The 12,511-nt window shown below is 56.3% G+C and carries 10 protein-coding genes; 4 read left to right on the top strand and 6 right to left on the bottom strand.

Translation table 11 applies throughout. The features are described 5' to 3' along the window. Positions 1-57: 57 nt before the first annotated feature. Positions 58-1,620, bottom strand: coding sequence for a methyl-accepting chemotaxis protein (locus FA91_RS01170; RefSeq protein ID WP_034918768.1), 1,563 nt, complete (start codon positions 1,618-1,620; stop codon positions 58-60). A 166-nt stretch (positions 1,621-1,786) separates the two neighbouring features. Between FA91_RS01170 and FA91_RS01165 the strand changes: the two genes are divergently transcribed. Continuing rightward, positions 1,787-2,197, top strand: coding sequence for a lysozyme inhibitor LprI family protein (locus FA91_RS01165; protein WP_034911779.1), 411 nt, complete (start codon positions 1,787-1,789; stop codon positions 2,195-2,197). Positions 2,198-2,295: 98 nt separating this feature from the next. Then, complete coding sequence (gene ppa / locus FA91_RS01160; protein ID WP_034911776.1) at positions 2,296-2,823, top strand: inorganic diphosphatase; 528 nt, start codon at positions 2,296-2,298, stop codon at positions 2,821-2,823. Between the two features lie 51 nt (positions 2,824-2,874). Here ppa and FA91_RS01155 read toward each other — a convergent pair whose 3' ends face one another. The 3 genes from FA91_RS01155 to FA91_RS01145 are packed head-to-tail and all read right to left on the bottom strand — an operon-like array spanning position 2,875 to position 8,740. Next, positions 2,875-3,228 (bottom strand): gamma-glutamylcyclotransferase, encoded by a 354-nt coding sequence (locus tag FA91_RS01155; protein WP_034911774.1) that lies wholly within the window; start codon positions 3,226-3,228, stop codon positions 2,875-2,877. Between the two features lie 2 nt (positions 3,229-3,230). Further along, the gene (locus FA91_RS01150) at positions 3,231-7,004 is read right to left on the bottom strand and encodes a translocation/assembly module TamB domain-containing protein (protein WP_034911771.1); all 3,774 of its coding nucleotides are present in this window, start codon (positions 7,002-7,004) and stop codon (positions 3,231-3,233) included. Further along, entirely contained in the window at positions 7,001-8,740 is a 1,740-nt protein-coding gene (locus FA91_RS01145) for an autotransporter assembly complex family protein (protein WP_034911768.1), read from the bottom strand. Before FA91_RS01145 ends, FA91_RS01150 begins: the two co-directional genes overlap by 4 nt. Before the next feature lie 503 nt (positions 8,741-9,243). On the opposite strand from FA91_RS01145, the gene FA91_RS01140 reads away from it, so the two are divergent. Beyond that, positions 9,244-10,569 carry a hemolysin family protein gene (locus FA91_RS01140; protein WP_034911767.1) on the top strand — a complete coding sequence of 442 codons (1,326 nt, stop codon included), beginning with the start codon at positions 9,244-9,246 and terminating at the stop codon, positions 10,567-10,569. A 66-nt stretch (positions 10,570-10,635) separates the two neighbouring features. Here FA91_RS01140 and FA91_RS01135 read toward each other — a convergent pair whose 3' ends face one another. Then, positions 10,636-10,842, bottom strand: coding sequence for a DUF1107 domain-containing protein (locus FA91_RS01135; protein WP_034911764.1), 207 nt, complete (start codon positions 10,840-10,842; stop codon positions 10,636-10,638). 315 nt (positions 10,843-11,157) lie between these two features. Here FA91_RS01135 and FA91_RS01130 point away from each other — a divergent pair, with 315 nt between their 5' ends. Further along, complete coding sequence (locus FA91_RS01130) at positions 11,158-11,715, top strand: YtfJ family protein (RefSeq protein WP_034911762.1); 558 nt, start codon at positions 11,158-11,160, stop codon at positions 11,713-11,715. Positions 11,716-11,733: 18 nt separating this feature from the next. Here the strand turns inward: FA91_RS01130 and cysQ are convergent, their stop codons facing one another. Beyond that, the gene (gene cysQ / locus FA91_RS01125) at positions 11,734-12,474 is read right to left on the bottom strand and encodes a 3'(2'),5'-bisphosphate nucleotidase CysQ (RefSeq protein ID WP_034911761.1); all 741 of its coding nucleotides are present in this window, start codon (positions 12,472-12,474) and stop codon (positions 11,734-11,736) included. Between the last annotated feature and the right edge of the window lie 37 nt (positions 12,475-12,511).

Genomic DNA, 12,511 nt, shown 5'->3' with positions numbered 1-12,511 from the left:
CAGGCAAAAGAAAACGGGGCGATCATTTGATCGCCCCGTTTATTTCTGCGTCTGCGCTCAGGCGTGATTGAGGCGGAATACGGCCATCGACTGCACTAACTGCACCGACTGCTCCTCCAGCGACTGAGTAGCGGCCGACGCCTGCTCAACCAGCGCCGCGTTTTGCTGCGCCACCTCATCCATTTGCGTCACCGCCAGGTTAACCTGCTCAATGCCGCGGCTCTGCTCCTGCGAGGCGCTGGAAATCTCTTTCATCAGCGTGGTTACACGGCTTACTTCCGTGGTGATTTCATCCATGGTTTCGCCGGCTTTCGTCGCCATCTGCGAGCCTTCGTTCACCCGCGTTTGTGATTCGCCGATTAGCTCGCGGATCTCTTTTGCGGCGGTCGCACTGCGTTGCGCGAGGTTCCGCACTTCGCTCGCCACCACGGCAAAGCCACGGCCCTGCTCGCCTGCTCTCGCCGCTTCAACCGAGGCGTTGAGCGCCAGAATGTTCGTCTGGAAAGCAATGCCGTCGATCACGCCAAGAATATCGCCAATGCGTTTTGAACTGCTGGCAATCTCCTGCATTTTCTCAATAACGTAGCAAACGACTTCGCTGCCGCGATCGGCGCTGTCCGATACCGAACGGGCCAACTGATGCGCCTGGGTGGCGTTTTCAGCGTTCAGTTTCACGGTAGCGGTAAGCTGCTCCATACTGGCGGCGGTCTGCTCCAGCGAGGCGGCGGACTCTTCGGTACGCTGCGAGAGGTTGAGGTTACCGGAAGCCAGCTCACGGCTGCCCACGTCGATCTGCATGCTGGCGTCGCGCACGCGGCTCACCGAGTCCTGAAGCGATGCCTGCATTTTCGCCAGCGCGGCATTCAGGCGGCCCAGCTCGTTTTTGCCGCTTTCCGGCAGCGGTTGCGTCAGATCGCCTTCAGAGACAAATTCGAGATGCGCAATGGCAACATCCAGCGGCCTGAGCAGAATGGTTCGCAGCATATACCACGCGATACTGAGCAGAACGAGCGTCAGCACGCCACACAGTATAATAAGCGTCATCAGAATGCGTTCATTGCGGCTGGCTTCAGCGAGACGCTCATCCGTCACCTGATTGGCATAGCTGTTGAATTTTTCCACCGCCTCGGAAAACGCGGTGCTCAACGGCGTCAGATTACCTTCCAGAATCGTATAGTAGCCGTCGGGGTCCTGCTTTTTAATTGCCGCAAACAGCGGCAGAATGCCCTGTTCAAGGTAAACGTCGTACGTTTTTTTAACCTCATCCGCCAGCTCTTTGCCGCGTAGCGTGACCGTTCCTGCATCCATAAAACGTTTCACTTCCGTTTGTGAAGAAGCGATATATTTCTCCGTCCGGGCCACTGAGGCGGCCGCATCGTCCATCATGCCAATCTCCATTTTGCGAACCGACGTGGCAGCGGAAGTACGGGCGCGTAAGAGCTTAGTATTCGCCAGAAACAGGCTGTTCAGTTCGATGCCCTGAATGCGGTTAACCACCTCCAGCGACCGGTTACCTTTATTGATTGCCAGAATTCCCATTACGCTGACCAGCAAAAGCATCAACGTCATCATCGCCATCAGTACCAACAAACCACTTCTTATTGAAATTTTTTTAAGCATGATTTTAAAGTCCAAAAAGGCTGAAATAAGCTCCAGAAAGCACCAGAAAACAGGTCTCTTATCGGCAGGAAAGCGGTGTTCTTTAGCACTTGCAGGACAAAAACGATTGATTCAGCTAAGGTATTTTTCTGAAACTTAATTAAACCTTCTGAGCGATGATAACCTGATGAGAAAACTTTTTGCGATTGCCTGCGTGCTTTATGCCGCCAGCGGCCATGCGGAAACCAACCCGATTGATACCGCCCAGGCCGCCTGTCTGGATAAAGCCAATTCGACGGTTGATATGCAGCAGTGCTACAGCGAAGCGGGCAGCGCGTGGGACAACGAGATGAATCAGCAATACAGCACGCTATTGTCCACGCTGGATAAGACGCAGAAAGCCAGACTGCGCGAGGCGCAGCGCGCGTGGCTGACCTATCGCGATAGCTGGCTGGCTGCCAGCAGGGAACGGATGCGCGACGGCGGCACGCTGGCAACCGTTTCGCTCGGCGCCCAGCGCGTAGCGCTGATCAGGAATCAGGTGCAGGCGCTCAAGTCACTGGCGAGCGGCAGCTGTGCGAATCCCGATGAGTGCTAATGTGGAGCATTCCGAAAGGCCAAAAAGGGGGGATACTTTCAGTATCAGTTGGCTATAATGAGCGTCACTCTATTTGAGACTGCATAAAGGAATTCACCATGAGTTTGAACCAGGTTCCAGCGGGCAAAGATTTGCCGGAAGATATCTACGTCGTTATTGAGATCCCGGCGAATGCCGATCCGATTAAATATGAAGTCGACAAAGAGTCCGGCGCGCTGTTCGTTGACCGCTTCATGTCCACCGCGATGTTCTATCCGTGCAACTACGGTTACATCAACCACACGCTGTCTCTGGATGGCGACCCGGTGGACGTGCTGGTCCCAACCCCCTATCCGCTGCAACCTGGCTCAGTTATCCGCTGCCGTCCGGTTGGCGTATTGAAAATGACCGACGAGTCTGGCGAAGACGCCAAGCTGGTAGCCGTTCCGCACACCAAGCTGAGCAAAGAGTACGATCACATCAAAGATGTGAACGATCTGCCTGAGCTGCTGCGTGCGCAGATCACCCACTTCTTCGAGCAGTATAAAGCGCTGGAAAAAGGCAAATGGGTTAAAGTTGAAGGCTGGGATAACGCCGAAGCGGCAAAAGCAGAAATCATCTCTTCTTTCGAACGCGCGAAGAAATAATTTTCTCTTTCATGATAAAAAACGCCTTCCTGATGAAGGCGTTTTTTTTCGTCAGTCTGCATCCGGCGCATCGCGCAGCAGCCAGTCGCCGCTGTTGATACGCCGCATTCCCGTCACTGAACGCTGATAAACGTAGAGCCAGGCGCTGCCATAAGGCGTTCGCACCAGTTCACGTTTATATTCTCCGCCTTTTGTGCGCAGCGCATCCAGCTCGCCCAGCGTGGAGGCGTCGATACGGTAAACTTCGCAGTAAACCTGCCCTTCACCCGCCACGATACCGGGATAGTGCCCCAGACTATAAAGCGCGTAACCCTCAAGCTGATGGTCGCCCAGCCACTGGCCGTTGGTCATCCAGTGGCTGTTGCCCTGTTTGCGTCTGAGGCTGCCATAAACAATTATTCGCATTGCTAAAACTCAAACTGATAGAGTAAATCCAGCGCCTGGTCGATACCCGACACCGCTTCCAAATAGAGTTTAGGCATCAGGCGATAACGCAAGGTTAAGGTCGCCAGTGAATCAAATATGCCAACACCGTATTTTACCTGTAACCCCGGCAGCACATAGCCGCTGACCTGCACCTGCTGACTGTCGCCTACGCCGGTGGTGTCAAGCGCCAGATTGCTTACGCCAAAGGTTTCGCCGATTTTACCCACAACCTGACCACTTTGCGCAAGCCCCAATCCGACTAACGCTGACGTGACCGCGCTGCTGTCGCTGCCGTTGGCACCCAGCCCCTGTCCGCGTAACAGATAGGAGAGCGCTTCCTGCTGCGACATCGCCGGATCGGCAAAGATCTCCGCCTTCGGTTCATCGGCCAGGCCGGTCACGCGTACGCCTGCCGTCACGTCATCTTCTGTGGCTTCAGGGTTACGGATCGCCTCAATATTCAGATAAGGTTGGTCAGGCGGCCCCGCGAATTGCAGTTCGCCTTTGCGCACGATGAGATCCTGCCCATAGGCGTGGAAGCGCCCCGATGGGATATTGATTTGGCCGTTCAGTCCCAGGCCGCGCTTGTCCTGCACCAGCTTGAGATCGCCGTTCAGCTTAGCCTTCAGCCCAAAGGCGCTGAGCCGCACGTCGTCGCCGACGTGAATAATCAGGTTGCTGTTAATCGGAATGGCGGCCGTTTTCGGCGCAATCGGTTTTAACTGTTCATCCAACAGCACTTCGTCGCCTGAAACGCCCACCGCGCTTTCCGGCACTTCCTGCACGGTGATACGCGCCCAGGGAATATCCACGCGGCCATCCAGGTTAAACATCTCTGGCGTGGCGTCGAAGACCAGATCCGGCGAGACGTCCATCCGCACCATCGGCGGTACGGTTACGCGAATGTTTTTCCCTTTCGCGGCAATGCGCGCGCGCCAGGCATCAAGCTGCTGCCAGTTGGCATCGCCGCTCAGCGCAAGCTGACCTTTCGATGTCTGCACCGCGCCCTCCAGCGTCGAACTCATGCCGTTAAAGATCATGGTGAGGTTCGCCGCCGTCAGATCCACCGGCATAAAGTTGCCATCAACGTCGACCCCTTTCAGGGCAAGCTGACCAAATACCTGCGGCTGTTGCAGGCTGCCGCCCAGCCGCAGCGCGCTGTTGAGTATCCCGGCAATCTTCTCACCTTTCATCAGCGCCGGATTGAGCAGCGCCAGCGAGAGATCGGCGATATTGACGTTGCCCGACAGCGTACGTCGGCCCTGCGGATCGGCGATCTGCACGTTGCCCGACAGTTGCCCGTTATTGGCAATACGGACCAGCCAGTCAAGCTGCGCGCGGTTATCACGCATTGCAGCATTCAGATTGAGCGTATCAAAGGCAATCGGCAGGGGATTGCCCTGCACATCCTGCACCACTTTAACGCCGCTGCCCTTCAGCGCGACGCGGCCCTGCGGCAAACCGCCTTCCGCGCGCCAGCTAACGTCTGCATCACCGCTGAACACGCCGCTCAGGGCGGTGGCATCAGGCATAAACGGTTTCACCATCGCCAGGTCGAAGCGGCTGAGCACTATTTTCGCATGCCCTGACGGGCCTGCTTCGATGGTTTGCGGCACGCAGAGCTGGGCATTCGGATTCTGCCAGCAGTGCGGGCCGATGCTGACGGTCTGTTTCGCATTCAGATAATCCAGCGCGATGGCGCGTGTGAGCCGCCATTCGCCGACCGGCGTATCAAATCGCGTGTTATTCAGCTCGCCTTTCCAGCGCTGCTGCTGGCGATCAAAGCTGCCGGTCAGCGCAAGCTGGCCGGAGACCGGTTCGCCGTTGACGTTAAGCGTCAACTTATGCTGCTTTTCGCTGCCGCTGGCGTCCAGCGTGAGCTGCGAAATGCTCAGCGTCTCCTGCTTAAGACGCTCAACGCGAAGCGCCACTTTGCCCCGGATCTGTTCGCCCGAACTGACGTCGCCTTCAAGTTTGATCCGGCCAACGCTCAGCGCCTGCCAGCGCAGGCCGGTGGCGGTGAGATCCGCCAGCAGCTGCGGCGTGTTCAGATCGCCGCGCGCTTTAATCGTCCCTTTTGCCACGCCGCCAAGGCCCGGCAACGCATTGTCCAGATGCTGTGCGTCGATATTGGCGTCCAGCGCCAGCTTCTCGCCCAGCGATCCTTTCACGTCAATATTATTGCGCCCCAGCACCAGCTTCAGGCCCGGAATATCCCACTGGTTGTAGCTGTTGCCGTACAGAGAGCCGTCGGCCGTGACCGCATTCTGCTTAACGTTGCCGCGCAGCTTCAGCTCCGGCACGCGCATCTGCCAGCTTCCGCCATAGAGGCTGCCGCGCGTGGTGATTTTCCCGTCAAGTTTCGCAGGCCAGTCGGGATACTGCTTCGCCGTGTTGATACCGGAGAGCGTCAGTTCGCTGCGCCAGCTGATCGCCTTGCTCCAGTCAACCAGCGCGGTGAGATCGGTATTGCCCTGGAGCGCCGCCAGCCGCAGCTTGTCGAGCGCAAACTGTTCGACGTTGCCTTTGCCGTCCAGCGTCAGCGTTGCGGGCGGAATACTCTGGCCCTGTAAGGCGGTTTTCAGCGAAACGGCGTAGTCTGTGGCTTTCCCTTTGATGCTGAAATTGAAATTGTCCGCCTGGTACTGCGCCTCGCCCGTCAGCGGCCAGCGCAGCTGCGGGCTTTGTAACGTCATCGCCAGCGGCAGCCCCACCTCGGCCAGCCGCGTCTGTGCCTCCATCTGCACTCTGACCGGCCCGGAGAGATTCAGCGCGACGTTGAGCTGCTCGCGCAGCCCACCGTCGACGGTCATTTTGATCTTCTCGCCTTTCATCGGCTCCATATTGAGCGCGCTGTAGAGCGTAAAACTGACCGGCCAGTTGTTCTGCAACGTCGCCTGGCCCTGGGCGTTAAGCTGCCCCTGCGGCGAATCCACGTCCAACGTTTCAAGATGCAGCAGGCGATCCTGCGTTTTCGCCTTCAGCAACAGGCGATTGACGGCAATATCCGTATCGCCGGTAATGCGCAACTGTTCGCCAAGGATCGCCTGTACATCCACATCCAGTGGCAGAGTAAAGTCGGGCAGATCGGGCAGCAGCGGTTTGGCAAACATCGCCTTAAGCGTTTCGCCCAGCGGCGGCTCATCGGCCTTCGGCTGTTGTACTTTCGGCTGAACCACCTCTTCATCGGCCACTTTCGCCGCCTTTGGCAGCGCAATCAGCAGCCCCTGAATGTGCGTGGGCGATAGCGTCAGCGCGCGCCCCTGCCACTGCATGCCGGAGGTGAAGTCAGCCAGAGAAATCGCCGTGTCATCAACTTTTACGTTGATGTTGTGCAGCGCAAGATTGCGCAGCGTAATCGGATAGGGCGTGGAGAGCTCGCCGGACGTGCCGTCGTCTTCAACCGGCTTCTCTCCGGCAGGCGCCATCTTTTTACTGTCCACCACCACGTTCACGTCTTTCAGCGACAGATCGTTGACGCACAGCGCACGGCTTTTCAGGCAGCCCGGTTGAAGCGCGAGGTGGAATTCGCCCGCGTTGACCGTCACGCCGGGCATGTCATACTGCACGCCGGTCAGCCGCAGATCGCGCCAGCCGCCCTTCACCTGTTTGATCGCCAGCCCCGGCACCCAGCGCGTTGCGCCGTTCAGCACCAGATGCAGGCCGGTAGTGGTGCCAATTAAAAACGCCACCCCGCCCAGCAGCAGCAAAAGGAAAATCAGGATGCCAATAAGGACCTTTTTCCACAAACTCATAGCTCAGGCCCCAATCCGATATAAAACTGTATGTCTCGTTTTTCGTCATCGCCGATGGGACGGGCGATATCCAGTTTGATCGGCCCGACCGGCGACTGCCAGCGCACGCCAACGCCCGCGCCGGTTTTTACGTTGCTCTGCCTGATGTCGTTAACCGCCTCACCGGAGTCGATAAATACCGCGCTCCACCATTTGCCGGTCACGTTGTACTGGTATTCCAGCGAACCGGTCGCCAGCTTTGAGGCACCGGTCAGTTTGCCGTCCTCGTCGCGTGGCGAAATGCCTTTGTATTTGTAGCCGCGAATGCTGCGATCGCCACCGGCGAAAAAGCGCAAATCGGGCGGGACGCGATCGAAATCGTTGGTTTCAATCCAACCGAGGTTGCCGCGTACCACGAAGCGATGCTTGTCCGCCAGAGTACGGATCCAGACGTTCTGCGCCTGAACCACGGCGAAATCAATGTCCGAGCCCCAGGTGGTGTCGGAGACATCCAGTGAGTAACGCTGAGAATCGCCCCATACCGGCATCAGGCCGCCGCGTGAGCGGGTACGGTTAACGCTGACGCCCGGATAGAGCAGCATGGTCGTGTTGGTCACGTTGCCCTGAGTAAAGTGATCCAGGCTCCAGCGCAGATTGAGCGCGCGCTGCCAGCCGCTGGACGAATCCCAATAGCGCGACGCGGCCAGCGTGGTGGAATCCGAGCGCGTGTCGTTAAGGTCGGTGCGTTTCAGGCCGCCCTGCAACAGATAATACTGCTCGATGGGATTTTTCAGCAGCGGAATTTTATAGCTGAAATCCAGCTGCTGCTCTGGCGCGGAGACGTTAGCGCTGGTGGTAAAGCTGTGTCCGTAGCTGTTAACCCAGGGACGCTTCCAGGTAGCCTTCACGCGCGGCCCGACGTCCGTTGAATAGCCCACGCCGGTCTCAATGGTGTTTTCAGTGCGCGGCGTGACCACGCCGTGCAGCGGCAGCACTTTGGTTTTACGCGATTTTTCAAACTCTGGCGCCACCACAACCGCATTAAACCAGCCGGTTGCGGAAAGGCGTCGGTTCAGTTCGGCCAGATCGCGCGAGCTGTAATAGTCGCCCTTTTTAAACGGCACCAGATTTTGCAGATACTCTTCGCGGATCTGCGATCCTTCAAAACTGACGTCGCCAAAGCGGTAGCGCTGGCCGCTGTCATAGTCGATATCCCAGAACGCCTCGCGCCGCGCCGGGGAGACGCCAAGCTGGCTTTTTGCGTAGTCGCCGTCGAAATAGCCTTTGCGCAGCGCCAGGTTGCTGAGGGAGCTTTTAAAACGATCGTAGTCGCCATGATTCAGCACGCCGCCGATCTTGCTCTTGCCGTCACGCACCAGACTCTGATAATCCTCATCGGTGCGGGCGCCGCCGCGAATAATCACCGTTTCGCCCACCAGCTTAACCGGCTCGCCGGGCGAGACTTTCGCCAGCAGCAGAGGCCGTTTTCCGCCCGCTGGCGGCGGCAGGAGGGTAAATTCAATGGTGGGATCGTAATAACCTAACGCCTTCAGGCCTTCTTTTACCGCTTCACTGACCCGAGCCCGAAAGCGACCATCGGCGGAAATCTCATCGCTGGCAATGGTGGAAAGCCTTGCCCGCACGTTTTTCTCCAGCGCGCCGGATAATCCTGTTACCTGCAATCGCACCGTTGCGGCCTCGACGGCGGGCGCAGCGGCAAGCAGAGTGAACAGACAATACGCATAAATTCGTGACACGCTTACTCCTGGTTATCTGGTCGGCCCGGGTTCCCTTCAGGCACAACGTCTTCTTTTTTCGTTTTCACCGGGGCATGGCGGCATTTTGCCTGTTACGCACACCCGTAAAGCCAAATTTTGACTTATTGTGTGCAAAGAATAGCGCTGATACAACCAACAACCCCAACGGAATATCAATCAGTCGAACAAAGTGGCATGACAGTCGGATTAATCTTAGCCGCCTGATGCGCCATACTGTCAGCGTGACAATGATGGCTGCAATTGTAAGCCTTCGTGACCACAGCTATAATCCCTTGCATGGGACGCGCGGCGTTCCACACTGAATTCTGCGCCGATATCGCGCAGACATTTTTGGCACGGACAGCCGAGCTTGACTGAACGAAAGAACGTTCGCGGATCCTCATCGCTGCCCAGGCCAAAAATGACAGGTAATTAACTAAAGGCCAGTTTTGGTACGCTTCCCACGTGATAGCAACTGAACAGAGCCATTTTATGGATGTTTTATGTTAGACAGCTTGCTTGTCATTTTACTGCTGATTGCGGTCAGCGCATTTTTCTCCCTTTCAGAAATCTCTCTGGCGGCGGCGCGCAAAATTAAGCTGAAGCTGCTGGCGGACGATGGCAACATTAACGCGCAGCACGTCCTTAAGATGCAGGAGACGCCGGGCACCTTCTTTACCGTGGTGCAAATTGGCCTGAACGCCGTGGCTATTCTTGGTGGTATCGTCGGCGATTCAGCCTTTTCACCGGGTTTTCGCACGATGCTTGAGCGCGTGGTCAGCCCGGAACTGGCGGATCAACTCAGCTTTATCTGTTCGTTTACCCTCGTCACCAGCCTGTTTATTCTGTTTGCTGACCTTTTCCCCAAGCGCCTTGGCATGATTGCGCCGGAAGTGATCGCGCTGAAGATCATCAACCCGATGCGTCTTTGCCTGTTTCTGTTCCGGCCGCTGGTGTGGTTCTTTAACGGCGGCGCCAACATTATTTTCCGGCTGTTTAAAATTCCACTGGTACGTAAGGACGATATCACTTCAGATGACATCTACGCGGTGGTGGAAGCGGGCGCGCTGGCGGGCGTGCTGCGTAAGCAGGAGCACGAACTGATTGAAAACGTCTTCGAACTGGAGTCGCGCACCGTTCCCTCATCCATGACCTCACGTGAGAACGTGGTCTGGTTCAATCTTCATGAAGATGAAGAGAGCCTGAAAGAAAAAATCGCCAACCATCCCCATTCGAAGTTCCTTGTCTGCAACGACGACATTGACCATATCGTTGGCTATGTTGATTCCAAAGAGCTGCTGCTGCGCGTTCTCGGGCATCAGAGCATGGCGCTGAACAGCGGCGTACAGATCCGCTCGGCGCTGATTGTGCCGGACACGCTGACGCTGTCAGAAGCGCTGGAAAGCTTTAAAACCGCCGGCGAAGACTTCGCGGTGATCATGAACGAGTACGCGCTGGTGGTCGGCATTATTACCCTGAACGACGTGATGACTACGCTGATGGGCGACCTGGTGGGTCAGGGGCTGGAGGAGCAGATCGTCGCCCGTGACGAAAACTCCTGGCTGGTTGAGGGCGGCACGCCGATTGATGACGTTATGCGCGTGCTGCACATCGACGAGTTTCCTCAATCCGGCAATTACGAAACCATCGGCGGCTTTATGATGTATATGCTGCGCAAAATCCCCAAACGTACCGACTTCGTCAAGTTCCACGGCTATAAGTTTGAGGTGGTGGATATCGACAGCTATCGTATCGATCAGCTGCTGGTCACGCGCATTGACGCTCGCCCTGTGACGGCCACGGTGTTGAACAAAGTACTGGAAGAGTAGTGCAGGCGGGAAAGGTGATGGCAACAAAAAAGGCGCGAGCATTCGCGCCTTTTTTTCGCCTGAAAATCAGTTAAATTCGGTTTGTAAGCGCAGCACCTGACGGTTCACTTCAGACATCACGCTATAGTGCTGTTTGTCTTTGATTCGCGGGATAAGGATTTTCCCCTTATCAAACTCAAACGCGCCAACGTCTTTGATATAAAGACGCCCGCGGAACAGGGTTTTAACGTATTTAGCGACCTGTAGTGGGTTGTATTTTTGGAATATTTTCATTCTGTTAATTCTCTATGCTTTATGATGCACGCTGCGCCGTAACCACTATTGGTACGAATCTTTGCAGCGCGAAGTGGATTCACTATAGACCAACTTGACCTTCACGAATTCCGAAAACCGAATTATTTTACTGCTTTTACATATCATGACAGTACGCTCTGAGCCTGCGACACGTTGAAACAGTATATCCCTTCAAATATGACGGAATTGTGCTGCTTGTTGCAAAATTGTTACCTAAGGGCGACAAGGACATTTTCTCTGCTTACTATTGCAGGAATGTGACCGTCTGGTCGGATGAGATCATCAGGAGCCGAAATGATTTTTTATCGTACGCTGTGCGCGCTTCCCGTCGCGCTTGTGGCTTTCACCGCGAATGCACATAATTTTGTGACGGGCGAACGCGTTGCGCCTGTGGGCATCGCCGATAAAGGCGAGCTGATTTATCAGCAGGAGACGTTTCGCTATAAAAGCTGGAACAGCGCGCAGTTGCCGGGCAAGGTGCGGGTGATTCAGCACATTGCCGGGCGCTCGTCGGCGAAAGAGAAAAACGCCGCCCTGATTGAGGCCATCAAGGCCGCTAAGCTGCCTCGCGATCGCTACCAAACTACCACGCTGGTTAACACCGATGATGCCATTCCTGGTACCGGCATGTTCGTGCGCAGCAGTATCGAAAGTAATAAAAAGCAATTCCCCTGGTCGCAGTTTATTGTCGACGATAACGGCGTGGCTAAAAAAGCCTGGAAGCTGGAAAACGGCGGTTCGGCCATTATTGTGCTGGATAATAATGGCGAGGTGCGTTTTGCAAAAGACGGGGCGCTGAGCCAGCAGGAAGTCAATAACGTGATGGCGCTGCTGCATCAGCTGCTGCGTTAGTTCAGGCCCCGCAATGCGTCAAAAAATCGACACGCGAAAGCCGGGGTTGAGGAACGACTCGCGCGGTGCGTAGTCGAGGCTTTTCCCCTGCCAGTCGTGAACGTGCGCGCCTGCGGCAATCGCCACCGCGTGACCGGCGCCCGTGTCCCAAATATTCGTTGGCCCGAAGCGTGGATAGAGCTGCGCTTTTCCTTCCGCCACCAGGCAGAACTTCAGCGAAGAGCCGATAGCGATTGTCTGATGCTCGCCAAGCTGGCTGAGATAATCTTCCAGTTCGCTGTCGGCGTGCGAACGGCTCACCACCACCAGCGGCGGACGCGCTTCACGGATCTGAATGACTTCACGGCGTCCGCCCTCTTCTTTCCATGCCTGCCCTTCTGCGGCGGAATACATCACGCCGAGTACGGGTGCATAAACGACGCCAAGCACCGGCTTGCCCTGCTCGATCAGCGCAATATTCACCGTGAACTCGCCGTTGCGCTTGATGAACTCTTTGGTACCGTCCAGCGGGTCGACCAGCCAGTACCGCTGCCAGTGCCGGCGAACGTCCCAACCTGGCGGCGCCTCTTCGGAGAGCACCGGAATATCGGGCGAAAGCCGTGTCAGCCCCTGTAAAATCACCTCATGCGCGGCGATATCGGCAGCCGTTACCGGAGAGTTGTCCTGCTTATGGGCCACATCAAGCGGCGCCTGTTGGTTGTAAACCTGTATGATCGCATCGCCTGCGTCCCTTGCGAGCTGACAAATATTATCCAGCATTGTTGACCTCCTGCTTCGTCTCTGAGTGCCGGTTTTA

Origin of the sequence: Erwinia sp. 9145, assembly GCF_000745075.1 — a bacterium.
Classification (GTDB): Bacteria; Pseudomonadota; Gammaproteobacteria; order Enterobacterales; family Enterobacteriaceae; genus Erwinia; species Erwinia oleae.
The sequence above is the reverse complement of the archived record's forward strand: the minus strand, read 5'-3'. Positions and strand labels throughout refer to the sequence as shown.